Raw genomic sequence first — 23,203 nt, forward strand, 5'->3', positions numbered from 1 at the left:
ATACCTATACTGCATTGCGGATATTCTTTCTCTGTCTTGCTCCACTCCGAAGAGGAGATCCCACAATGAGGATCCACCAACACGCCGCCCTCGGGCTGGCAGCCACAGCCTGCCTGGTCCTCAGCGGATGTACCAACGCTGCTGACTGGAACGCGAACCGGAGCTCGCAGATCCACTCCTATGACACCTCGTCGATCCAGGCGCAGCCCGACATCATCGCCAAGCTCCCCCACGGCGCTCTCGAGGATGGCGTCCTGAACGTGGCCGCATCCACGGACTACGCACCGGCGGAGTTCCTCGACCCCTCGGGCAAGGCTGTGGGCTACGACGTCGATCTGACCAACGCGATCGCCGCCGTCCTGGGCGTCAAGGGCACGGTGCACACGGCCGAGTTCGACTCCATCATCGCATCGATCGGCTCGAAGTACGACGCCGGCATCTCCTCCTTCACCGTCACTCCCGAGCGGATCGCGGAGGTCAACATGACCTCCTACATCAACGTGGGTTCTCGATTCAACGTCCAGGCCGGCAACCCGAAGGGCGTCGAGACCTCCGACCACCTCCAGCTGTGCGGACGGACCATCGGCGTCCAGGTGGGAACCGCCCAGGAGACCACCATGCGCGACGCCGCCGAGAAATGCGCCAAGAAGGGTAAGGCGGTCCTGTCCGTGCGTTCCTACTCCAAGCAGTCCGAGGCCACCACCGGCCTGGTGGGCGGCACCATCGACGCCACTTACTCCGACTCCACCGTGGCCGGATACGCCGTCGAGCTGACCGATAGCCAGATCGTCACCCTCGGGGAGATCGAGGACGCCGCCCCCCAGGGGGTGGTGACCTCCAAGGCCGATCCGCAGTTCGCCGCCGCGATCCAGGCTGCCATCCAGTACCTCATGGACCAGGGCATCTGGCAGAAGATCCTGGACAACTGGGGCGTGAAGGACGCCGCCCTGACCACCGCAGAACTCAATCCCTCAGTGAAGGAGTGAGCCGTGACCGCCTCGCCCACCCCTGATGACGACAAGGTCGCCCTCAACAAACCCAAGCCAGTCCCCCGCCCGGGAACGTGGATCAGTGCCGCGATCGTCACGGTCCTGGGGGCCATGCTCATCCACGGGCTGGTCACCAACGAGAAGTTCCACTGGTCCACGGTCTGGTTCTTCCTGCGTGAGGTCCACGTGGTCAAGGCCGTCGGTTGGACGCTGCTGCTGACCTTCATGGCCATGGCCATCGGCATCGTGCTGGCGGTCACCACAGCGATCCTGCGTCAGTCCTCCAACCCGGTCCTGCGCTGGGTGGCACTGGCCTACCTGTGGTTCTTCCGCGGCACCCCGATCTACACCCAGCTGGTCTTCTGGGGGGCGCTGTCCGCGCTCTACCAGAAGCTGAGCCTGGGAATCCCCTTCGGCCCCGAGCTGCTGACCTTCAAGACGACGGCGGTCTTCACCCCCTTCGTCGCGGCGGTCCTGGGGCTGGGAATCAACGAGGGCGCCTACCTTTCCGAGATCGTCCGCTCGGGCCTGAACTCGGTGGACAAGGGTCAGAGCGAGGCCGCCGGGGCCCTGGGCATGAGTAAGAGCCAGATCCTGCGCAGGATCGTCCTGCCGCAGGCGATGAGGGTCATCGTCCCGCCCACCGGCAACGAGACGATCTCCATGCTCAAGACGACCTCCCTGGTCCTGGCGGTCCCCTTCACCCTGGATCTGACCTTCGTGACCAACTCCTACGCGTCGCTGACCTACCAGATCATTCCGCTGCTCCTCGTCGCGGCCATCTGGTACATCGTCATCACCTCGATCCTCATGGTGGGGCAGCACTACATCGAGCGCTACTACGGCAAGGGCTTCGACTCCGACAAGTCCTCCGCCTCCTCCGGCCGGGGCCTGTCCGCGCGCCAGCAGGCCATCCTCGATGCCCACACCACCAAGGACAATCCCTTCCTGGAGGTCACCCCATGAGCACATCAACCCACGCCGCGGCGGGGACGCCCAAGGTCGAGATCAGCGACCTGCACAAGTTCTTCGGCGAGCTGCACGTGCTGCGGGGTATTGACCTCATCGTCCCGCCCGGCTCGGTCACGGTCCTCATCGGCCCATCCGGCTCGGGGAAGTCGACGCTGCTGCGCTGCATCAACGAGCTGGAGTCCATCGACGCCGGCCGGGTCAAGGTCGACGGCGAGCTCATCGGTATGCGTGAGGTCGAGCGCGGTGGTCGCACCAAGCTGCACGCCCTGTCGGACAGGGCCCGCGCCGCTCAGCGCGCCAAGATCGGCATGGTCTTCCAGCGTTTCAACCTCTTCCCCCACATGACGGCTCTGGAGAACGTCATGGAGGCGCCGATCCTGGTCAAGAAGACTCCGAAGGCCAAGGCCCGCGAACGCGGCATCGAGCTGCTGGAGCGGGTGGGGCTGGGTGACCGGCTCGACCACTACCCCTCCCAGCTCTCCGGTGGTCAGCAGCAGCGGGTGGCGATCGCCCGCGCCCTGGCGATGGATCCTGAGCTCATGCTCTTCGATGAGCCGACCTCCGCGCTGGACCCCGAGCTGGTTGGTGAGGTCCTTCAGGTGATGAAGGATCTCGCCGCCTCCGGCATGACGATGGTGGTGGTCACCCACGAGATGGGCTTCGCCCGCGAGGTCGGCGACCAGCTGATCTTCATGGACGGCGGCGTCATCTGCGAGTCCGGTGACCCCGTCAAGGTCCTGGATGATCCCCAGGCCGAACGTACCCGGGCCTTCCTCTCCTCGGTGCTCTAAGGCGGGCCGGTCAGGAGGCGGCCTGGTCCCAGGCGCCGTCATCCCAGGAGGTCAGGCTCCACCCGGCACCGGGATCACCGTCGACGACGGTGATCCCGGTGTTGTGCATGGGGCGGTCGGCGACCCACAGCGGGTCCACGCCGCCTCCTGCCGCGGCCCTCAGGGAGGTCCACAGGCGCAGCGCGGTTCCGTGGGAGACGAGCAGGGCCGCTGAGTCGCCCGCCTGAGCGGTCTGCCCGTAGATTCGGCCGACGGCGTCGTCGAAGCGCTGAAGCGTGTCGTGCCCGTCCTCCGGGGAGCCGGGGATGCGGCAGGCGGGGCGACCCGCCATCCAGGCCCGGGTGGTGTCCACGTAGCAGGCCACCGAGCGCGCGTCGGTGTTCATCTCCAGGTCGGCGGCGAGGACCTCACGCAGTCCTGAGTCGACGGTGGCGCTCAGGCCGGTGGCGGCCTCGATGGGGGCGATGGTCTGCCTGGCGCGCAGGATCGGGGAGACCCATAGCGATCCCAGCCCCTGAAGCAGGCCGGCCTTGTCCAGACGGTCCGGCAATCCGTCGGCCTGCCCCAGACCCACCTCGTCCAGGGGATTTCCGGGGAAGGCGGTGTCAAGTGCCTGCATGACATTGGCCCCGGTGCGACCGTGGCGTACGAGAATGAGCCTCACGGCGCCAAGTCTGCCAGGTTCGCAGCACGACGGCCCTCGACGACAGTGCGATCCTCATCGCCCGGCGGCGTCCGGCTGACACCCGGCCGGTATCCGCCTGGCGCCGTCTCCGCCCGGTCAGCTCCAGGGGTAGGGCCCCTCCGGTCGCCTTCTGGTGACACGGTTGCGGCGTACCTGCCTGGAGCTCTTGGAACTGGTGCTCTTGGAGCCTGCCGCTCCTAAGCCCCGACGGGACTGTGCACGGCCGTTCCGGGCTCGGCCCGTTGGGTGGGGCGGCGGTGAGTCCGCGCTGTGCTGCTGAGCCACTGACGTGGTGGGCGACGGCGTCGGTGCGGAGGAGCCGTGGGCGGCGGCATCGGTGAAGACGATGCGCTCGGCCACCGCGCGCGCGTGGCGGGCGCTGCGACGGTAAAGGTCCTCGAGCTCTCGCTCCCTGCCCGAGCCCAGACCAATGAGGCGCCCCACCAGGCGGATCTCCCGGATCTGGATGGGAAGGACCTGGGAGCGCGGCCCCGAGGCGCGCCCGGTTCCCAGGACGATCGCCGAGCGCAGGCGGCTGGCCAGGATCCAGGCGGCGACCAGCTCTCCCCCATCGTCCGCGCTCAGCACCCCGGCCTGGGCCGCGGCTTGGAGCGCACCGACGGTCGAGGTGGTCCGTAGCTCGGGTATCCGACCGGCGTGAGCGAGCTGGAGTACCTGCGCACTCCACTCCACGTCACTGAGTCCTCCGGGGCCGAGCTTGAGGTGACGGGCCGGGTCGATGCCCCGGGGCAGGCGCTCGGCCTCCACCCGCGCCTTGATCCTGCGGATCTCCCGCAGGTCCTGGGGCAGCAGTCCCTCCTGCGCCCAGCGCAACGGGTTGATGAGCTCCTCGAAACGCCGACCCAGATCGCGGTCACCGGCGCAGGGACGGGCGCGCAGCAGCGCCTGGCGCTCCCACAGGGCGGACCAGCGGCCGTAGTACTCGCGGTAGGCGTTCAACGAGCGACTCATGACGCCGTTGCGGCCCTCGGGGCGCAGATCGCAGTCCACTTCGAGGGGGTGCGGGAGCGCTGAGGCCAGCAGTCCCATGACCTGCTTGGCGACGGCCTCGGCCTCCTGAGCGGCGGCGTCTTGGTCCACCCCGTCACGGGCCTCATGGATGAAGAGGACATCCGCATCGGAGGCGTACCCGATCTCGCGGCCTCCCAGGCGTCCCATGGCGACGATGGCGTGCCGGGCGAGGGCGGCCTGCCAGCGGCCACTGGCGTCGGGTCCCACGGAAACGGCCTCCGCCCCGTCGCGCTGGGCGATGACCAGCCCGGTGGCCACGGTCAGAGCCCCCTCCAGCACCGCGTCGGTTGCGTCGGAGAGGATGGAGGCGGTGCGTTCGGGGTCGATGCCGTCCAGGCAGTCCGCCAGTGAGGCGCGCACCTCCTCGCGGGCGCGCACTCTTAAGATCGCCTGGACGGCCTCGATCGCCTGCTCGGCAAGGGTCGCCTCATCGGGGCCGGTGAGGCTGCGACGGCGCAGGACGGCGGCGACCTCCTCCGCCAGGGCGCCGGATCGGCGGAGCTCGAGCTCGTCGTCGTCGTCGAGCCAGGCGATGGACTCGGGGAACTCCGCCAGGCGCTCGGTGGCCCAGTGGGCGCTGGAGAGGACCTGGCACAGTCTGCGTGCCGCCACCGGCGAGTCCCGCAGCATCGCCAGGTACCAGTGCGACCCTCCGATGGCCTCAGACAGCCGCCGGAAGGACAGCAGGCCGAAATCGGGGTCAGCGCCTTCACCGATCCAGCCGATGATGACCGGTAGCAGCTGGCGCTGGATCGCGGCTCGACGGCTGACGCCCTCGGTGAGGGCCTGGATGTGGCGCAGGGCCCCGTCGGGGTCCGTGTAGCCGACGGCGGCGAGGCGCTCTCGCGCCGCCTGAGGGCTCAGGGCCATCTCGTCGGCGCTCAGGGCGGCTGCGAAGCCCAGCAGGGGGCGGTAGTAGATCTCCTGGTGGAGGGACCGCACTCGCCGACGCAGGTCCTTGAAGCCCTCCCACAGGCTGTCGCCCCGTCCCAGGCAGCCGCTGATGCCCCGCTCGATGCGGCGCAGGTTCTCCTCCTTCTCAGGAAGGTTGTGAGTGCGGCGCAGCCGAAAGAGCTGGCTGCGATGCTCCAGCAGACGCAGGGCCTTGTAGCAGCTGCTCATGGCCGCGGCATCGGTTCGGCTGACGTAGCCGCCCGCACTGAGAGCGTCGAGAGCCTCCAGGGTGCCGCGCACCCGCAGGCTCTCATCGGAGCGGCCGTGGACGAGCTGGAGGAGCTGGACGGTGAACTCGACGTCTCGCAGGCCACCGGGTCCCAGTTTGATACGCCGGTCCTCTCCTCCGCGCGGCACGGACTCCTTCTCCACACGGCGCCGCATGGCACGGGCGTCCTCAACGAAGTTCTCCCGCCTGCTGGCCTCCCACACGTAGGGCGCCACGCCCTGCTCGTAGCGGGCACCGAGCTCCGTATCCCCGGCACAGGCCCTGGCCTTGAGCAGGGCCTGGAACTCCCAGGAGGCGGCCCATCTGCGGTAGTAGGCCAGGTGGGAGTCAAGGGTGCGCACGAGTGCACCGTCCTTGCCCTCGGGGCGCAGCGCCGTGTCCAGTGGCCACAGGGGCGGCTCGGGCGCGGTGGCGGAGACGACGTGGGCGAGCTCAGTGGCCAGGTGGGTGCCGACGTCCACGAGGTGCTCCTCGCTGACCGGTTCATGAGCACTCCGGGGCTCGTGGGCGGGGCCTACGACGTAGACGACGTCGACGTCCGAGATGTAGTTGAGCTCGCGGGCCCCGGTCTTGCCCATGGCGATCACAGCGAGGGCCACCTCATCCGCCTGTGGTCCGACGGCGGCGCGAGCGACGAGCAGAGCCGCGTCCAGGGCGGCGTCGGCGAGCTCGGCCATGCGACGACAGACGGTGGGGACGTGCTCGATCGGGTCGGCGCTGGTAAGGTCGTCGGCGACGATCGCCGTGAGCCGGTCCCGGTAGGCGCGCCGCAGCGCCGCGGTCGCCCGGCTGACAGCCTGGTCCGTTCCTCCCGGCTGAGGGGTTGTCTCACCACCGTCTGACGGGGCAGCGTTCGCAGGGCCGGCCTGCCCCAGCGCCTCCTGGACCACCCGCTGCAGCGCCTCACTGGGGCTGGGCTCCTCAAGGGAGCTCCACGCCCTGAGCGGTGCGAGCGCCGTGAGGCGCTCGGGATGGGCCACGAGGAAGTCGCCCAGGGCCTGCGAGGCCCCCAGGACCGCGAGCAGGCGTTGCCTGTGCTCACGGTGCTCTGCGGCCGGATCGCTCAGGATGCTGCGCAGAAGTGCTGCCGGTGTCGTCGTGCACCCGGGCTCGACACTGCCCGCCGATGCCCGGTGAGTCGACTCGGCTGCGGTGGCGGCCTCGGCGAGCCGGACGAGGCTGAGCAGAGCCATGTCGGGATCGGCGGTGAGGGCCAGGGAACTGACGAGGTCCTCACGGGCCGGCCCGAGTCTCACGTCAGCGGGTCGGCTGCCTGGCCGCTTGGAGCGATCTGCCGGGGCACATCCGTCGGGGTCTCCCACCTCGCCGACGTCGTCGGCCTCAGCGTGTGCCGGGAGGAAGGGCAGCAGCGCCGGATCACCCAGGAGCGCCCCGGCGCGGGCGGCGTTCTGGAATCCTGCCCGCAGCAGGACGGTCCTGGGCGAGGAGCTGTGCCGGGAGGGGGACCCGATCGGCGCTCGCTTCTCGCTGCGGTCTCTCACAGCTGTCCCCTGCTCCGCTCAGGCACGCGGGAAGAACTGGCTGATCTCGAAATCGGTGACCTGGGCGTCGTAGGCCCGGTACTCGCGGCGCTTGTTGCGCAGGAAGAACTCGAAGGTGTCCTCACCGAAGGTGTCCGCCACCAGGTCGGAGCCCTCCATGGCGGCAACCGCGCTCTTGAGCGAGGTGGGCAGGGCGTGAATGCCCAGCGCCCTGCGCTCCATCTCGGACAGGGCCCAGACATCGTCCTCGGCCTCCGGGGGGAGCTCGTAGCCCTCCTCGATGCCCTTGAGGCCCGCAGCCAGGATGACCGCATAGGCCAGGTAGGGGTTGGCCGAGGAGTCGATGCCGCGGAACTCCACGCGTGCGGACTGGGCCTTGCCTGGCTTGTGCATCGGGACGCGCACGAGGGCGGAGCGGTTGTTGTGGCCCCAGCACACGTAGCTGGGGGCCTCGTCCCCTCCCCATAGGCGCTTGTAGGAGTTGACGTGCTGGTTGGTGACGGCCGTGATCTCCGAGGCGTGGTGCAGCAGCCCGGCGATGAAGGAGCGACCGGTGGCGGAGAGCTGGTACTGGCCGGCGGGGTCGAAGAAGGCGTTGCGGTCCCCCTCGAACAGGGAGAAGTGGGTGTGCATGCCCGAGCCGAACTGGTCGGGGAAGGGCTTGGGCATGAAGGTCGCCAGGCAGCCCTCCTCCAGGGCGACCTCCTCGACCACGGCACGGAAGGTCATGACGTTGTCCGCCATGGACAGGGCGTCGGCGAAGCGCAGGTCGATCTCGTTCTGGCCGGGGCCGCCCTCGTGGTGGGAGAACTGTACCGAGATCCCCATCTGCTCGAGCATGAGGATGGCGTGGCGGCGGAAGTCGTGGGCGGTTCCCCCGGGCACGTGGTCGAAGTAACCGGCGTCATCAGTGGGGCGGATGCGCCCGTCGGCGTCACGTTTGACCAGGTAGAACTCGATCTCCGGGTGGATGTAGCAGGTGAAGCCGGCCTCGGCGACCCGGGCGAGCTGGCGCTCGAGCACGGAGCGCGGATCGGTGCGGGCCGGCTCGCCGTCGGGCGTGAGGACATCGCAGAACATGCGGGCCACACCGTTATCCCCGTCCCGCCACGGCAGCATCTGGAAGGTGGAGGGATCCGGCGCCAGAAGCATGTCGGACTCGAAGACGCGGGTCAGGCCCTCGATGGCCGATCCGTCGAAGCCGATGCCCTCCTCGAAGGCGCTCTCGACCTCGGCCGGCGCGATGGCCACGGACTTGAGCTGTCCGGAGACGTCAGTGAACCACAAGCGGATGAAGCTGATGTCGCGTTCCTCGATGGCTCGGAGCACGTACTCCTGCTGCTTGTCCAATGGGACCTCCTCAGCACGGTGGTGCAGTAGCCGGCCGACGACGTGACCGGCGGTCTTGCACCTGAGATGTTCTGCTGGAACCAGCCTAGTGCGCGGGTGCGTCAGGCAGGTTTCGGAGAACGTCCTCGGCCAGGGATGCCGGTGGGGCATCCGGCGGGCCAACGCGCTGCGGCACCTCAGGTAGCCTCGTGCCATGCCTACACCCGAGTCCCCTTACGGTACGTCCCCCAACGTCGTCGGAGGCGGCAAGCCCGTGCGCGTTCATCACCTGGCAGCCGCCAAGAAGAACAGCGCCAAGCTGGTCATGCTGACCGCCTACGACGCCGTGACCGCCCAGATCCTGGACGCTGCGGGAACCGACCTGCTGCTGGTGGGCGACTCGATCGGCAATGTCATGCTGGGGCACGACTCCACGCTGCCGGTCCAGCTCGACGAGATGGTGGTGGCCACGCGCTCGGTAGCGAGGGCGACCAAGCGCGCACTCGTAGTGGCCGACCTTCCCTTCGGCACCTACGAAGCCGGTCCTGAGCAGGCACTGGCCAGCGCTGTGCGTCTTATGAAGGCGGGTGCCAATGCCGTCAAGCTCGAGGGCGGCAGGCCCCGGGCAGCAGGCGTGAGGGCGCTGACTCAGGCGGGCATCCCAGTGGTGGGTCACTTGGGGTTCACCCCGCAGAGCGTCAACATGCTCGGTGGCTTCCGGGTTCAGGGCCGCGGCGAGGCCGCGGAGGAGCTGCTGGCCGACGCGCGGGCGCTGGCTGATGCGGGGGCGGTCGCTCTCGTCCTGGAGATGGTGCCCGAGCCTCTGGCCGCGCGCGTCACCGAGTCACTCACGATCCCCACGATCGGTATCGGTGCGGGCGCCCGCTGTGACGGCCAGGTCCTGGTCTGGACGGATATGGCCGGAATGACGGAATGGTCGCCGCGCTTCGCTCATCAGTTCGGGCAGGTCGGCGAGGCCCTGCGTCAGGCGGCCGCCGACTACGGGGCCGCGGTGCGCGAGGAGTCCTTCCCCGCTGAGAAGCACTGGTTCAGCTCCTGACGGTTCCTGACAGTGATAATGCCCATAGCGTGATGATGAAAGCCTTGGGCCTTTAGCTGAAGGGAAGGTCCCGTGAACCGGATGCCTCCTTCTATGCTGAGGCCATGAGTTCTTCGGTTTCCTCCGTGCCCTCGGCGCCCTCCTCCTCACTGGCCGACCGCGCACCGCGTGGCACGCTCACTCCCGGGACGCTCACTCCTCAGCGGCATGTTCCGGCGTCCATCGCACGCCCCGAGTACATGTTCCACGACGGCCCCGAGCACGTCACGGCCTCAGAGATCAAGGATGCGGAGACGATCGAGCGGATCAGGGTGGCGGGCCGACTGGCCGCCCGCGCTCTGGCCGAGGCCGCCAAGGCGATCGCTCCGGGGGTGACCACCGATGAGCTGGACAGGATCGCTCACGAGTACCTGTGCGACCACGGCGCCTACCCCTCCTGCCTAGGCTACATGGGGTTCCCCAAGTCGATCTGCACCTCGATCAATGAGGTCATCTGCCACGGCATTCCGGACTCGACCCGCTTGAATGAGGGAGATCTCATCAACCTTGACGTCACCGCCTACATCGGCGGGGTCCACGGCGACACGAACGCCACCTACGCCGTCGGCGAGGTCGACCGTGAGACGGAGCTGCTCATCGAACGCACCCGCACCGCGCTGGAGCGGGGCATCAAGGCCGTCAAACCGGGACGCGAGGTCAACGTCATCGGCCGCGTCATCGAGGCCTACGCCAAGCGCTTCAACTACGGGGTGGTGCGCGACTACACGGGCCACGGCGTCGGCGAGGCCTTTCACTCAGGACTCATCATCCCCCACTACGACGCCGCCCCTCTGAACGACGACGTCATTGAGACGGGCATGGTGTTCACCATCGAGCCGATGCTCACTCTCGGCAGTATCGACTGGGAGCAGTGGGACGACGGCTGGACGGTGGTCACCAAGGACCGTTCCCGCACTGCGCAGTTCGAGCACACGCTCGTGGTGACCGAGGAAGGTGCTGAGGTGCTTACCCTGCCCTGAGGTGCTGGGGATCGCTCCCCATCCATGTCCACGCCGATCGGCCTCTGTCACGTTGCCTCACGATGAGGTGACGACGTAAGGTCCTTGGACAGCGGACATCTGCATTCTGCCCAGGAAGCCCGTGCGGGTTTCTCCCTGTTATTTCCTCCCGGAGGTTCTCATGGCTTTGCGCTTCAATCCACCGCCGAACTGGCCCGCGCCACCCGAGGGCTTCGAACCACCTGCAGGCTGGCAACCCGACCCCGCCTGGGGGCCGGCTCCCGAAGGCTGGCAGATCTGGGTCGATGACTCCGCCGCCTCGAGCGGGTCCGCTGCTTCGGCCGCAGGTGCCGCTGCGGAAGCCGACCCGGCATGGGCTCCGACCCAGGCGGTATCGACCGCCCCGACCGCCTCGTTGAACACCAACGCCCCTGTTGCCGACCCGACAGGCATGTCCGCCTCCGCCCCCTCCGGTGACTACACCGGTCAGCCCGCAGCTGCCGGTGCCAGCCCTTATGCGGCCAACGTGGACTACGCCCAGTCGCCCACGCCGTTCCAGAATCAGGGGGCCGGAGGAGGTATGCAGCCCCCGGCCGGCGGATGGCAGCCCGCCGGCGCCGCTCCGGCAGGCCCTGGTAACGGCTCCAAGCCACTGACTCAGCAGTGGTGGTTCTGGACCGGCATCGCCGCAGTCGTCGTGGTCGCCCTGGTCATCGGCATCGTGTTCATGTTCAAGGGCGATTCCGGCAATGGCGACAACAAGGCTGACAGCACGTCAAGCTCGGAGTCGAAGGAAAATAAAGGAAGCTCCGCAAAGCAGAAGACGAAAGAGCCGGGCGACGACTCATCATCAAAGCCTTCTGACGATTCAACGGACAAGAGTGACGGACCCGGATCATCTGCCGCCAACCCGATTGATCCCACATCCAAGTCTGTAGAATTCAAGGCCGACGAGTACTCTACCGATCCGGACGCTACAGTAACCGTGACCATGGGGGCTGTGGAGTGGAACGTTAACGACGACCTCAAGAGCACAATGAGGGGCGCCTACAAGGAGCCGCCCGCAGGTAAGGTCTACATCCGCGTACCCGTGGAGGTTGCTTACAAGGGTAAAGGCGAGTACAAGTCGTCAGACCTGCAGGTCACGTACTCTCACGATGGAAATACCGCGAAATCGGAGTACATCGGCAGCGACGACATGTTCGACCGGCAGTCCATGCCTCGCGATGGAGGGACCGCAAAAGGTAACTTCGTATTCCTTGTAGACGCATCCACCGTCAACGACGGCAAGGGCGTTTTCGCAGTCAAGGGCTTCTACCTGACCGACCAGGAGGTGTACTTCGCTGCAAAGTGATTCACTCAATTGACGCATGATTGTGGGGCGACCAGGAATTCCTGGTCGCCCCACAATCATTATCCAAAAAACGAGGAGGGGCGGACGAGCCGACCTGTACGCCGGGTTCTGTTGCCGCCCGCCGTTGCCGGCCTGGGCGGTGGCGACCATTCATCTTGGACCGCTGTTGCCAGCGGCCTCATGCGACCTACCCACTGGCTTGGGCGAGCAGCCTTCAAGCGCCAGCTGTACGGTCTTGCTCCGGACGGGGTTTACCGAGCCGCGACGGTCACCCGTCGCGCTGGTGGGCTCTTACCCCACCCTTTCACCCTTACTCACCGATATCCGATGGGCGGTCTACTCTCTGTGGCACTGTCCCGCGGGTCACCCCGGGTGGCCGTTAGCCACCGTCCTGCTCTGTGGAGCCCGGACGTTCCTCAGCCCTGCACCGCCATGAAGACGGTAACCGGTACCGCGGCCGCCCGGTCGGCTCATCCGCACGGATCAGTGTAGCGGTACGGGGGCGTCGAAGGGTCGCGCCCACCGCGCAGCCCCGGCCTGCCAGGAGTCGTGATGCGACCTATCATGTGCGGGTGCTGATCCTGCTTCCTCCCTCTGAGGGAAAGACTGCTCCTGCCAGTGGACCGTCACTGGATCTCGACTCGCTGCTGGACGCGGAGAGGCTTACCGCCGCGCGTCGTGAGGTGATGTCCGCGCTGGCCGGGGTGAGCCGCAGCGCCGAGGCGGCCTCCGTCCTGGGGTTGGGACCGCGTAGCGCTGAGCAGGTGGGGATAAATCTGTCACTGGAGACCTCACCCTGCGTCCCTGCCCATCGGCTGTTCACCGGGGTCCTGTACGAGGCTGCTGGGCTCGACTCTATCGCCAAGGACCCGACGGGCCGCGCCGCACTGGAGCGCCACTGCGTTGTCTTCTCGGGTCTGTGGGGCATCCTCTCCCCCACTGACCTGGTACCCGACCACCGCCTGTCGATGGGCACGTCCCTGCCCGGACCGGGACGCCTGCCGGCGTTCTGGAAGCCGTACCTTGGACCGTCCCTGACCGCCATGGCTGCGCAGGGCTTGGTGGTCGATTGCCGGTCGGCAGATTACGCCGCCGCTTGGAAGCCGGCTGCGCATGACGGCATCGAGGTCGCGACCGTGCGCGTGGTTCGCACCGCGGACGACGGTTCCCGCAAGGTGGTCTCCCACATGGCCAAGCACGCTCGCGGGCTACTCGCCGGGGAGCTTATCAGGGCCGTTGCCGGTGGGACCCTGCCTGCGTCAGCGCGCGTAGACGACATCGCACGTGTCGCCGGGCGCCTGGACGGCATTGACAACGTCGAGGTCTCCGAGCCGGACCGGAAGGGGCAACAGGCTCTCACCCTGGTGACTCGCTGAGGCCAGTTGCGACCGCCATGAGCATCCGGACCATGGGCCGGTCGTTTAGCGGTTGGTTACGACGCACCGTTGTCAGATGTCCATGCGTACGACGATGACGTCGTTCTCCTCGGCGTGGATGACCTCCTCCTTCGGGGCGGCCGCGATGCGGGCCAGCTCCTGGGGGCTGATCTCGACGGCGCCGCCCTCAACGGTGCGTCCCCTGAGGGCGACCGCGCCGAGCCCGCCGGTGGAGGTGCGGACGGCCTCGTAGTCCGCCAGGAGGGACGTCTCAATGGTTCCAGCCAGGTCTGCCCGCTGGTTCTCCAGGGACTCGATCTCCTCGTCGAGTCGGGCGAACTCAGCGTCGCGCTTGGCGGTGAGCTCCCGCCCGGCCGTGCGGATCTCGGACTCCTGCCGGCTGAGGCGCTCCGCTTTCTGCCGGGCGGAGTCGAGCGCCTCCATGGCCATGATCTGTGCCTCCTCCAAGGCAGATTGCCGTTGACCGAGCTGGTCGATCTCTCCCTGAATGGCGGAGAGGTCTCGGGCCGCGCTGGTGCCGGAGTGGAGGCGCTCGCGCAGTACCTCGGCACGGCGCACCACCTGCCCGACCTCGTCCTCGCTGCGAGTGGCCTGCTTCTTGGCCTCGTCGAGGGCGGCCTCGGCCTGGATGGCGGCTCGCTTATTCGCCTTGAGACGTTCGATGACTGATTCGATTCGGGCGAGGACCGGAAGGTGCTTGCGCTCGTGACGCAACCGTGCCAGGCGGGAGTCGAGGTCCTGGAGGTCGATGAGAAGGCGCTGCTGGGCGATGGGGGCGCTTGTCACGGCGTGTGCTCCTTCAGGTGCGTACAGGTTGATGCTGCGAATCCTCTCATGCCCGGTCTGGTCCGGTGGGCAGGCGCAGCGCCCAGGGGTCCGTAACAATGTGGGAGACCTGAACGGCCAGCGAGGCTCCATGGCAGTGGGCGCTTTCCTGGAGCCTACGAGCCAGGGGCTCCAGGCCGACCCACTCGGTGGCCCAGTGGGTTCCGCACAGGAGATAGGGGCGGCCCTCCTCCAGGTGCTCGGAGGCAGGGTGGTGGCGCAGGTCGGCGGTGAGGAACACGTCGGCTCCGGCCTCGCGGGCCCGTTGCAAGAGAGAATCTCCCGCCCCACCTGAGACGGCGATGCGCCCGACGACGGCATCGAGGTCCCCACCCACGAGGAGGCCGGGGGCCGAGTCGGGCAGGGCTGCAGCGACGTCGGCGGCGAGCCGGCGCAGAGTGACGGGCTGTGGGAGCGTGCCGATCCGTCCAATGCCCTGATCCGGGGAGACGGGGTCGGGCTCAAGCGGCACGGCTGAGATGAGTCCGACGCGGTCGGCGAGGGCATCGGCGACTCCCCCGTGGGCGGCGTCGAGACTGGTGTGGGCGTTGAGGAGCGCGATGCCTGCGCGGATGAGGCGGTGGATGCAGCGGCCCTTGGGATCGGTGGTTGCGACGTGATCGGTTCCGCGCAGATAGAGGGGGTGGTGGGTGATGACCATATCGACGCCGGCATTGATGGCCTCGTCGACGACGGCCGTCACCGGATCGACGGCCAGCAGGATGCTGCGCACCGGATCGGCGGGGTCACCGCAGATGAGCCCGTTGGAGTCCCATGAGGCGGCCAGGCCGGGAGGAGCGGCGGCCTCCACAAGGGCGACGACGTCGCCGACCGTCAGGAGGCTTTCCGGAGTGTTCCGTGAGGGCTCGTGTCCGGCCTCAGAAGATGCGGGGGCAGGAGTATGACTCATGCGACCAGGCTAGCGGTAAGGCAGGCAGGCCCAGAGACGTGAGGGGGTCGACGACCTGTGCCGCCCGCGTGAGGGCGTGCCTGATGGAACACAGTGAGAAAACGACCGACGCGGCCGCCATCTGGGGTAACCTACTTCCGCGCTGCCAAGCCCCTCCGGTACTGGCAGCGTCGGCTTCCTCGACACCGTCGATGTCGCGGCCGCGCCCCCATAGCTCAGCGGTTAGAGCAGCGAGCTTATACCTCGTGTCGTGCCTGATAAGCACAAGGTCCTGGGTTCGAATCCCAGTGGGGGTACTGACGCCCCAGTTATTCAAACATTGGGCCGCGTCTCGCCTCCGTGGTGGAATCGGTAGACACCGCGATCTTAAAAGTCGCTGCCTACGGGCGTGCGGGTTCGAGTCCCGCCGGAGGCACCACAGCATCGCTATACAAACCCTCACTACCAGTTCCCGAAACGTCGCTGTTCCTTCACGAGACCTTTGCCCTCCCACTGTGGGAAGGTGGACACTAGTTCTGTCCGCCCCCGAGTCAAGGAGCCGTCATGAAGATCGCCAACCGGGCCAAAGCCGCTCAGCCCTTCCACGCGATGAGCATTGGCGAACGCGCTGGAATCCTCCAGGCGGAGGGCCACTCGATCTCCAAGCTCAGCCTGGGTGAGCCCGACTTCGGCGCCCCTCCCGCTGTCCGCGAGGAGATGTGCCGTGTCATGGATGGCCGACCACTTCCCTACTCCCCCGCCCTGGGCCTGCTCGCACTGCGCGAGGCCATTGCGGGCTTCTACCGGGACAGGCACGGAGTCGAGGTCGATCCAGCCCGGATCGTCGTGACCACCGGCGCGTCGTCAGCACTCCTGCTAGTGGCTGCCGCCACCACACAGCCCGGCGACGACGTCGTCATCGCAGATCCGTCCTACCCCTGCAACCGGCAGCTCGTGGAAACCTATGGCGGTCGGATCATTCTGACGCCCACCAGTCCTGCCAGCCGTTACCAGATGGACCGAGCCTCAGCCGAGGCGGCGTGGACTCCGCAGACGAGCGCGGTGATGCTGGCGACACCATCCAACCCCACGGGCACATCGATCCCCTTCGAGGAGCTGGCATCGATCTGCGCGCTGGCCCGTGAACGCAGCGCCTGGCGGATCGTCGACGAGATCTACCTGGGTCTGGCCGATCCAGATGATGACGGCACGCCGGCGCACAGCGTCCTGGAGACCGATCCCGAGGCAATCGTCATCAACTCCTTCTCCAAGTACTTCGGGATGACGGGCTGGCGCCTGGGCTGGGCGATCCTTCCCGAGGAGCTGGTGCAACCCGCAGAGAACCTGGCTGTCAACTACTTCCTGTGCGCTTCGACGCCTATTCAGCAAGCTGCGCTGGCGGTCTTCTCCCCCGAATCCATCTCAGTATGCGAGGACCGCCGGCAGGAGCTGCTTGCCCGCAGGAGCATTGTGCTCAACGGGCTGCAACGCATCGGCCTACCTGTTCCGGTCCTGCCCGACGGCGCCTTCTACGTCTACTTCGACGTCTCCTCCACGGGGCTCGACGCCCAGACCTTCTGCCACCGTGCCCTGGAGGAGGCGCATGTGGCCCTCACTCCGGGACAGGACTTCTCCACGACCACGGCTCGCTCCCACGTACGGCTGTCCTACGCGGCCTCCCGTGACGAGCTGCATGAAGGAATGAAGCGCCTCGAAAAACTGATCAACCGCCTGTAAATATACAGGCATTCAACTCAATGAATCCGCATCACCTCTGTGCAACAATTTGGCGCTCATCTGTTCACATGCTGCACAATTCTCTTTATGCCCTTGCAGACTCTGCTCCTTTCCGTCGCGCTAGTAGTTTTTGGAGTAATCGCTACCACCGAGATCTTCAGGTCAATCCATCAGAGAATACGTCTGCGCCGCGACAGGGCCTCCTCCGCCCCGCATCGGGGTGAGGAGTCCACATGGAATGAGCTCACTGAGCACCATCGACCTGTCAGAGAGTCCAAGCCCGATGAGTTCACCACCGGCCCGCATGAACGGCTCCTGGCGATCTGTGCGCCGTACTCCCTGTGCAGCCGGGACCCGTGGGACCGTCTCATCTGCTCCGATCTCGATGGCACCCGCACCATGCTCTCCCTCGACTGGGGAGTATGCTCCCGCACCGATCTCCTCGCTCGGATCTACTGGCTTATCACCTCAGGCCACCGCACCGGCTTCGATGCGGAGCGTGCTCGCTGGGTCAGCACCTCCCTGGCGGAGGCCGAGCGCCACGAGCTGTGGGATACTGCCGACTCGTCCTCGGACGCAGCAAAGACGTTGTGGCGCCTCGAGCGCATGCTCAACAACGACCGGGACATCCGAAACGTGGACTTCGCCGCCTGGGACCTGGTCCGTGCCGCCATGCTGACACGCTGCGGATTCGCGATGGGCTGGCTGACTGAGGACGAGACCTGGGACACGCTCGCGGTCCTGGATCGTGCGTTGCGAGAGCACTACCGGAGCTGGACGCAGGTGTCGGAGTCATTCCGGCTGGCACGCTGGTACTGGAGCTCCGAGAGCGGCAAGGACGAGCACTTCAACGACCTGCACGATCTCAACCGCTCACTGGTTCTCCTCAGCCCAGACGGTCCATGGGGGATCGTCGACTGGAAGGTAGCCACCCCCGAGCCCTCGTTCCTGATCCTCGATGATCTGCTCGACACCGGCATGGCTAAACCACGGGGTGCCGGCGAGCGGAAGCGCGCCACGCAGTGGGAGCGCTGGGTCGACGATCAGGCCATTCTCCGCGGGCAGCATCGCCCTCAGCACTTCAGCATCCACGCCGAGCAGCACCACCGGTTCACCAAGCGCGCCTGAGGCATCACGTCAAGACGATCCGCCACGAGGCAGCGGGCTCCGTCGGCCCATCACCTTAAATAAGAGCCGGCTAGGAACTCATCCAGGACCAGGTCTACCGTGCTTATCAACCATCATCTCTGCTGCTTTGATGGCCCGACGACGGCGAGTCTCGGCACGTTTCGCCTCACTGATCCAGCGCAGGTACTCGTTCCGGTGCGATGGGGGCAGAGCTGCGAATATCCTCTCCGCCGCCTTATTCTCCGACAGCACATCGGAGAGCTCTATCGGGATTCCTGCCTGCTCGTCACTCATTGCGTCTCCTCTGGCTGATTGACAGAAGTACCACACGGATAAAGAATCGAATAGGGCGCTTGTGGCGGCCCTCTTTTCCTCCGTTGCCATGACCACCATAGCCACTCCCCCACCTCGATGCCTCCAACAGCATCACAGCTGCCTCAAGCCAGCACAGAAGGAGGACGTGATCATCCTCGACCAGCAGCGTGCCAGGTTCCTCATGCGCCCGCTTCAGGGTGATGCAAGGCAGGAGGGCTGGGACGGCTTCGTGAACTCATTGCGGTGAAGCGCGGGCACCGCGGTTAGCATCAACGTATGCCGGCCAATCCGTACGTATCCTTCCTGCCTCAGCACCACCGGCGCGCGGCCTCCCTGGTACCCGAGTCGACGTGGTGGCGGTGGCACGGCCACCGTACGCACATCGCACGTGCCCCCGACCCCGGGGCGCCGGCCCGGGTGCTGCTCGTCCACGGAGCTGGTGGGCACAGTGGAGCGCTGTGGCCGATTGCCGCACTGGTGGCCTCACGCGGCATCGACGTCAGCGCCGTCGACCTGCCTCTGTACGGACGCACGACGTCACCGGATCCCACGGCCGTGCGCTACGACACCTGGATCGACCTCCTCGTTGACCTCGTCGAGGCCGAGCACGACCACCGTCCGCTGGTGCTTCTGGGCGCCAGCATCGGCGGCCTTCTCGCCTACGAGGTGGCGGCCCGCTCGCCGCACGTGGCGGCGGTGGCCGCCACGTGTCTGCTCGACCCGGGTGACTGGCGCGCCCGGACACACATGACGCGTGCGGCAGCACTGGGCGTCCTGGGCGGGCCGTTGTCGGCACTCGCACGCGGAGGACTGGAGCGCACCATGGTGCCGATGAACGCAGTGGCGAACCTGCGGCGGATGAGCCGCGACCGCGCACTGTCTCGCCTGTGCGCCATCGACCCGCGTGGGGGCGCCGCCAGGGTCCCCCTGGGGTTCCTCGCCTCTTACCTGCGGTTCGCGCACACCCCGCCCGAACGCAATCGCACGCCGGTGACGCTGCTGCACCCCGGTCGGGACGCGTGGACGCCGATCGAGCTCAGCGCCCGAGTACTGTCGCGTGCCGCAGGTCCGGCCGAGCTGGTGGTGCTGCGCGAGTGCGGCCATTTCCCAGTCGAAGACCCCGGAGTCACGGATCTCGTCGACGCCGTCGCCGGCCTGGCTCGGCGTCTCCACTCACGAGGTGGGACCTGAGGCCGCTGCGGGCGCGCGGGCAACAGAGGTCACGCCTTGGTGGACCCGGCCGGACTCGAACCGACGACCGACGCGGTGTAAACGCGTTGCTCTGCCAACTGAGCTACAGGTCCAGGTGCAGACATCCCCCAGGCTACCGGTGCCCGCACATGCGACTGACGGCGCAAGCCGCCTCAGCCGGAGGAGACTTTACCGCCTCCGCCGGGAAAGCCACCAATCATCTCCGCATCCGGCGGCACAGTACGCAGGTCGACCACTGGAGCGACTCAGCGCCCTCGGCTGGAGACCCTGATACCACTCCAGTGCTGCCCCATGGAGGCGGCGGAGGTCGCATGCATGCCGGCTGTCGCAGCAGCCTCCTCCACCTCGGCGGCCTGGACGGCGCCAGTGGTACGCGCCTTGGGCGTCAGCACCCAGATGAGCCCTGCGCCGTCGAGGTTGGCCTGGGCGTCCATGAGGAGGTCGGTGAGGTCGTCAACGTCGCCGTCGTCGTCACGCCACCACACGATGGCCGAGTCGGCCACGTCCTCATAGTCCTCGTCCACCAGAGTGGTTCCGGTCTCCGCCTCAACGGCCTGCCGCAAGGTCTCGTCGACGTCGTCGTCGTAGCCGAACTCCTGAATGATGAGACCGGAGGCGAAGCCGAAAGCCCCACCCGCTGTACTCGCCACGTCCTTACACCGTCCTTCTGGGCTGCGCCCGTCTATCGCTCGCCCGCTGCTGGGCGATGGGCACTAGCCCACCGCACCCGGTACCAGCGGCGCAAGTGAACACGCATGTCAGATTACCTTGGACTTTCCTTTGAAGATCGGCTCCGGTGCGGCCACCGGCTTCAGGCCCCACGCCTCCTCAGCCCTCGACACCGAGACCAACCCGTTACCATGTGAGTCACACCATACGTGAGGTGGGACTTTCCTCCCGCCGTGTGCAGCGTTCACACCGTCGCAGGTCGTAGATTAGGGCCGTCATCCATAGCGGTCTGACTTCAGGCGTACGCCGACGCTCCATCGGCGCCACGGCACGCAATGAGGCTCGGACTGACCGCACAGACGCGAGGAAAGAGGATTCCGTGAGCCCCACCAGTGACTCCACGCCGCTCATTGACGGCCTCCTGACGAAGGTGACCGACAACGACCCAGAGGAGACCAAGGAGTGGCACGAGTCCCTCGATGCCCTCATCGCGGACAAGGGCGCCAAGCGCGCGCGCTACATCCTGCTCAGTATGCTGGCTCAGGCCCGGCAGAAGAACGTCACGGTTCCCACCGAGATGACGACGCCGTACATCAACACCATCGACGTCGCCAACGAGCCCTACTTCCCAGGTGACGAGAGCGCCGAGCGCACCTACCGGCGCTGGCTGCGCTGGAACGCCGCCGTCATGGTCACCCGCGCCCAGCGACCTGGCGTGGGAGTAGGCGGCCACATCTCCTCCTACGCCTCGACGGCCACCCTCTACGAGGTCGGCTTCAACCACTTCTTCCGCGGCAAGGACCACCCCGGCGGCGGTGACCACGTCTTCTTCCAGGGCCACGCCTCACCGGGCAACTACGCCCGCGCCTTCATCGAGGGCCGCCTCAATGAGCCGGACCTGGACGGCTTCCGCCAGGAGGAGTCCCACCCGGCAGGCGGCCGCGGCTTGCCCTCCTACCCGCACCCGCGCCGCATGGAGGACTTCTGGGAGTACCCCACTGTCTCCATGGGGCTTGGCCCGTCCGAGGCGATCTACCAGGCCTGGTTCGACAAGTACCTTCAGGGCGCCGGCATCAAGGACACCTCTCAGCAGCACACCTGGGCCTTCCTGGGCGACGGTGAGATGGACGAGCCCGAGTCACGCGGCATGCTGCAGCTGGCGGCCAGCCAGCAGCTGGACAACCTCACCTTCGTCATCAACTGCAACCTGCAGCGCCTCGACGGCCCGGTGCGCGGAAACGGAAAGATCATCCAGGAGCTCGAGGCCTTCTTCAAGGGCGCGGGCTGGAACGTCATCAAGGTGATCTGGGGCCGTGGCTGGGACCAGCTCCTCGCCGCGGACAAGGACCACGCGCTCGAGCACCTCATGATGGAGACGCTCGACGGCGACTACCAGACCTTCAAGGCCAACGACGGCGCCTACATCCGCGAGCACTTCTTCGGCCGCGACCCGCGCACCGCCGAGCTCGTCAAGGACTGGACCGATGACGAGATCTGGGCACTGCAGCGCGGCGGCAACGACTACCGCAAGATGTACGCCGCCTACAAGGCTGCCACGGAGCACAAGGGCCAGCCCACCGTCATCCTGGCGCACACGGTCAAGGGCTATCTCCTGGGCGACCACTTCGCCGGCCGTAACGCCACCCACCAGATGAAGAAGCTGACGCTGGACGACCTCAAGGCCCTGCGGGACCGGCTCCACATCCCAATCACCGATGAGCAGCTCGAGGCCAACCCGAAGATGCCGCCGTACTACCGGCCGGCCGACGACGACCCCTCGCTGCTCTACATGCTGGACCGCCGCCGTCAGCTCGGAGGCTTCGTCCCCGAGCGCCGCGATGCCGGCGTCGAGCTCGAGCTGCCGAGAGACAAGACCTACGACATCCTCAAGGGCGGCTCGGGCAAGCAGGAGGTCGCCTCCACGATGGCCTTCGTCCGCCTGCTCAAGGAGCTCATCAAGGACAAGGGCATCGGCCGGCGCATCGTCCCGATCATTCCGGACGAGTCGCGCACCTTCGGGCTGGAGTCGCTCTTCCCCACCAAGAAGATCTTCAACACCCAGGGCCAGAACTACACTCCAGTCGACGCCGACATGATGCTGTCCTACCGGGAGTCCACCTCCGGTCAGCTCATGCACACGGGAATCAATGAGGCCGGTTCGGTCTCCCTGTTCCAGGTGGCCGGCACGAGCTACGCCACCCACGGCGAGCCGATGATCCCGGTCTACATCTTCTACTCGATGTTCGGCTTCCAGCGCACCGGCGACCAGTTCTGGGCCGCAGGCGACCAGCTGACCCGCGGCTTCATCATCGGAGCCACCGCCGGGCGAACCACCCTGACCGGTGAGGGCACCCAGCACATGGACGGCCACTCCCCCATCATCGCGGCCACCAACGACGCCGTCATCAGCTACGACCCGGCCTACGCCTACGAGATACGGCACATCGTGCGCGACGCCCTGGAGCGCTGGTACGGACCGGACTCGGGCCGCAACCGGGACGTCATGTACTACCTGACCGTCTACAACGAGCCGATCCACCAGCCCGCTGAACCCGACGACGTCGACGTCGAGGGAATCCTGCGCGGTATTCACCGCATCAGCACGGCTCCCGACGGCGAGGGACCCGAGGTCCAGCTCCTGGCCTCCGGCGTCGGAGTGCCCTGGATCGAGGAGGCCCGCCGTATCCTGGCCGAGGACTGGGACGTACGTGCCACCACGTGGTCCGTCACCAGCTGGAACGAGCTGCGGCGCCAGGCCCTGGAGGTGGAGAAGGCCAACTTCCTGGCTCCCGATGCCCAGCGGCAGGTCCCCTACCTGACGCAGAAGCTCTCCGAGAGCACTGGTCCCTTCATCGCCACCAGCGACTACGACCATCTTGTCCCTGACCAGATCCGAGCCTGGGTGCCCGGTGACTACTACACCCTGGGTGCTGACGGCTTCGGATTCTCCGACACTCGTGCCGCCGCCAGGCGCCACTACCTCATCGACGCCCAGTCAGTGGTGGTTCGCGCCCTCCAGGCGCTGGTGGAGCAGGGACGCCTCGACCACTCCGTGCTGGCCCAAGCCATTGCCCGCTACGACTTGACCAACGTCAACGCAGGCACCTCCGGCTCCCAGGGCGGGGAGTCCTGACCC

Annotated in this window: 18 protein-coding genes, 3 tRNA genes and 1 other RNA gene; 13 read left to right on the plus strand and 9 right to left on the minus strand. The window is 67.0% G+C overall.

All coding sequences use genetic code 11. The features are described from left to right. Positions 1-65 precede the first annotated feature (65 nt). From FBF36_RS07475 to FBF36_RS07485, 3 genes are read left to right on the plus strand one after another with little or no spacing between them, the layout of a single operon-like run. The gene (locus FBF36_RS07475) at positions 66-986 is read left to right on the plus strand and encodes an ABC transporter substrate-binding protein (RefSeq protein ID WP_009397342.1); all 921 of its coding nucleotides are present in this window, start codon (positions 66-68) and stop codon (positions 984-986) included. 3 nt (positions 987-989) lie between these two features. Then, a complete protein-coding gene (locus FBF36_RS07480) occupies positions 990-1,955 on the plus strand; it encodes an amino acid ABC transporter permease (RefSeq protein WP_009397343.1) in 966 nt (321 codons plus the stop codon). Continuing rightward, positions 1,952-2,752 carry an amino acid ABC transporter ATP-binding protein gene (locus FBF36_RS07485; protein ID WP_009397344.1) on the plus strand — a complete coding sequence of 267 codons (801 nt, stop codon included), beginning with the start codon at positions 1,952-1,954 and terminating at the stop codon, positions 2,750-2,752. Before FBF36_RS07480 ends, FBF36_RS07485 begins: the two co-directional genes overlap by 4 nt. Positions 2,753-2,762: 10 nt before the next feature. Here the strand turns inward: FBF36_RS07485 and FBF36_RS07490 are convergent, their stop codons facing one another. The 3 genes from FBF36_RS07490 to glnA form a co-directional block, all read right to left on the minus strand. Beyond that, a complete protein-coding gene (locus FBF36_RS07490; RefSeq protein ID WP_034492894.1) occupies positions 2,763-3,416 on the minus strand; it encodes a histidine phosphatase family protein in 654 nt (217 codons plus the stop codon). A 117-nt stretch (positions 3,417-3,533) separates the two neighbouring features. Next, complete coding sequence (locus FBF36_RS07495; protein WP_009397347.1) at positions 3,534-7,154, minus strand: bifunctional [glutamine synthetase] adenylyltransferase/[glutamine synthetase]-adenylyl-L-tyrosine phosphorylase; 3,621 nt, start codon at positions 7,152-7,154, stop codon at positions 3,534-3,536. 18 nt (positions 7,155-7,172) lie between these two features. Continuing rightward, positions 7,173-8,504 (minus strand): type I glutamate--ammonia ligase, encoded by a 1,332-nt coding sequence (gene glnA, locus FBF36_RS07500; RefSeq protein ID WP_009397351.1) that lies wholly within the window; start codon positions 8,502-8,504, stop codon positions 7,173-7,175. 193 nt (positions 8,505-8,697) lie between these two features. On the opposite strand from glnA, the gene panB reads away from it, so the two are divergent. The 3 genes from panB (at position 8,698) to FBF36_RS07515 (ending at position 11,895) form a co-directional block, all read left to right on the plus strand. Beyond that, entirely contained in the window at positions 8,698-9,543 is an 846-nt protein-coding gene (gene panB / locus FBF36_RS07505) for a 3-methyl-2-oxobutanoate hydroxymethyltransferase (RefSeq protein ID WP_034492896.1), read from the plus strand. A gap of 104 nt (positions 9,544-9,647) precedes the next feature. Beyond that, positions 9,648-10,562: a type I methionyl aminopeptidase gene (map, locus tag FBF36_RS07510; protein ID WP_034492898.1), complete on the plus strand. Its 915-nt coding sequence runs from the start codon at positions 9,648-9,650 to the stop codon at positions 10,560-10,562. A gap of 121 nt (positions 10,563-10,683) precedes the next feature. Further along, positions 10,684-11,895: a hypothetical protein gene (locus FBF36_RS07515; RefSeq protein WP_225792316.1), complete on the plus strand. Its 1,212-nt coding sequence runs from the start codon at positions 10,684-10,686 to the stop codon at positions 11,893-11,895. An 81-nt stretch (positions 11,896-11,976) separates the two neighbouring features. On the opposite strand, the gene rnpB is transcribed toward FBF36_RS07515, so the two are convergent. Then, positions 11,977-12,368: RNase P RNA component class A (gene rnpB, locus FBF36_RS07520), an RNA gene on the minus strand. Between the two features lie 93 nt (positions 12,369-12,461). On the opposite strand from rnpB, the gene FBF36_RS07525 reads away from it, so the two are divergent. Then, positions 12,462-13,271, plus strand: coding sequence for a YaaA family protein (locus FBF36_RS07525; RefSeq protein WP_034492903.1), 810 nt, complete (start codon positions 12,462-12,464; stop codon positions 13,269-13,271). A 72-nt stretch (positions 13,272-13,343) separates the two neighbouring features. On the opposite strand, the gene FBF36_RS07530 is transcribed toward FBF36_RS07525, so the two are convergent. Together FBF36_RS07530 and FBF36_RS07535 are read right to left on the minus strand one after the other, a co-directional pair. Then, on the minus strand, positions 13,344-14,078 hold the full coding sequence (locus FBF36_RS07530; protein WP_009397356.1) for a zinc ribbon domain-containing protein: 735 nt from the start codon (positions 14,076-14,078) through the stop codon (positions 13,344-13,346). A 46-nt stretch (positions 14,079-14,124) separates the two neighbouring features. After that, the gene (locus FBF36_RS07535) at positions 14,125-15,027 is read right to left on the minus strand and encodes a Nif3-like dinuclear metal center hexameric protein (protein ID WP_034492907.1); all 903 of its coding nucleotides are present in this window, start codon (positions 15,025-15,027) and stop codon (positions 14,125-14,127) included. Positions 15,028-15,231: 204 nt separating this feature from the next. Between FBF36_RS07535 and FBF36_RS07540 the strand changes: the two genes are divergently transcribed. The 4 genes from FBF36_RS07540 (at position 15,232) to FBF36_RS07555 (ending at position 17,871) form a co-directional block, all read left to right on the plus strand. Beyond that, positions 15,232-15,323 (plus strand) — tRNA-Ile (locus FBF36_RS07540). A 37-nt stretch (positions 15,324-15,360) separates the two neighbouring features. After that, a tRNA-Leu gene (locus tag FBF36_RS07545) sits at positions 15,361-15,445 on the plus strand. A gap of 125 nt (positions 15,446-15,570) precedes the next feature. Next, on the plus strand, positions 15,571-16,743 hold the full coding sequence (locus tag FBF36_RS07550; protein WP_009397360.1) for an aminotransferase class I/II-fold pyridoxal phosphate-dependent enzyme: 1,173 nt from the start codon (positions 15,571-15,573) through the stop codon (positions 16,741-16,743). An 87-nt stretch (positions 16,744-16,830) separates the two neighbouring features. Continuing rightward, positions 16,831-17,871: a DUF1266 domain-containing protein gene (locus FBF36_RS07555; RefSeq protein ID WP_009397361.1), complete on the plus strand. Its 1,041-nt coding sequence runs from the start codon at positions 16,831-16,833 to the stop codon at positions 17,869-17,871. 78 nt (positions 17,872-17,949) lie between these two features. Here the strand turns inward: FBF36_RS07555 and FBF36_RS07560 are convergent, their stop codons facing one another. Further along, on the minus strand, positions 17,950-18,165 hold the full coding sequence (locus FBF36_RS07560; RefSeq protein WP_009397362.1) for a YdeI/OmpD-associated family protein: 216 nt from the start codon (positions 18,163-18,165) through the stop codon (positions 17,950-17,952). A 297-nt stretch (positions 18,166-18,462) separates the two neighbouring features. Here FBF36_RS07560 and FBF36_RS07565 point away from each other — a divergent pair, with 297 nt between their 5' ends. After that, positions 18,463-19,377, plus strand: a complete 915-nt coding sequence (locus FBF36_RS07565) for an alpha/beta fold hydrolase (RefSeq protein ID WP_138137341.1) — start codon at positions 18,463-18,465, stop codon at positions 19,375-19,377. 37 nt (positions 19,378-19,414) lie between these two features. On the opposite strand, the gene FBF36_RS07570 is transcribed toward FBF36_RS07565, so the two are convergent. Beyond that, positions 19,415-19,490: transfer RNA gene (locus tag FBF36_RS07570), tRNA-Val, on the minus strand. 153 nt (positions 19,491-19,643) lie between these two features. Next, positions 19,644-20,048, minus strand: coding sequence for a DUF3052 family protein (locus tag FBF36_RS07575; protein ID WP_009397367.1), 405 nt, complete (start codon positions 20,046-20,048; stop codon positions 19,644-19,646). A 398-nt stretch (positions 20,049-20,446) separates the two neighbouring features. On the opposite strand from FBF36_RS07575, the gene aceE reads away from it, so the two are divergent. Continuing rightward, positions 20,447-23,200, plus strand: coding sequence for a pyruvate dehydrogenase (acetyl-transferring), homodimeric type (gene aceE / locus FBF36_RS07580; RefSeq protein WP_009397368.1), 2,754 nt, complete (start codon positions 20,447-20,449; stop codon positions 23,198-23,200). The last annotated feature ends 3 nt before the right edge of the window (positions 23,201-23,203 follow it).

Origin of the sequence: Actinomyces sp. oral taxon 171 str. F0337 (assembly GCF_005696555.1) — a bacterium.
Taxonomy (GTDB): Bacteria; Actinomycetota; Actinomycetes; order Actinomycetales; family Actinomycetaceae; genus Actinomyces; species Actinomyces oris_E.

Coding starts and splice junctions, on each gene's coding strand:
- FBF36_RS07550 (WP_009397360.1), top strand. CDS start 15,571: ATGAAGATCGCCAACCGGGCCAAAGCCGCTCAGCCCTTCCACGCGATG.
- FBF36_RS07475 (WP_009397342.1), top strand. CDS start 66: ATGAGGATCCACCAACACGCCGCCCTCGGGCTGGCAGCCACAGCCTGC.
- panB (WP_034492896.1), top strand. CDS start 8,698: ATGCCTACACCCGAGTCCCCTTACGGTACGTCCCCCAACGTCGTCGGA.
- FBF36_RS07560 (WP_009397362.1), bottom strand. CDS start 18,165: ATGAGTGACGAGCAGGCAGGAATCCCGATAGAGCTCTCCGATGTGCTG.
- FBF36_RS07565 (WP_138137341.1), top strand. CDS start 18,463: ATGCCGGCCAATCCGTACGTATCCTTCCTGCCTCAGCACCACCGGCGC.
- FBF36_RS07485 (WP_009397344.1), top strand. CDS start 1,952: ATGAGCACATCAACCCACGCCGCGGCGGGGACGCCCAAGGTCGAGATC.
- FBF36_RS07535 (WP_034492907.1), bottom strand. CDS start 15,027: ATGAGTCATACTCCTGCCCCCGCATCTTCTGAGGCCGGACACGAGCCC.
- FBF36_RS07555 (WP_009397361.1), top strand. CDS start 16,831: ATGCCCTTGCAGACTCTGCTCCTTTCCGTCGCGCTAGTAGTTTTTGGA.
- map (WP_034492898.1), top strand. CDS start 9,648: ATGAGTTCTTCGGTTTCCTCCGTGCCCTCGGCGCCCTCCTCCTCACTG.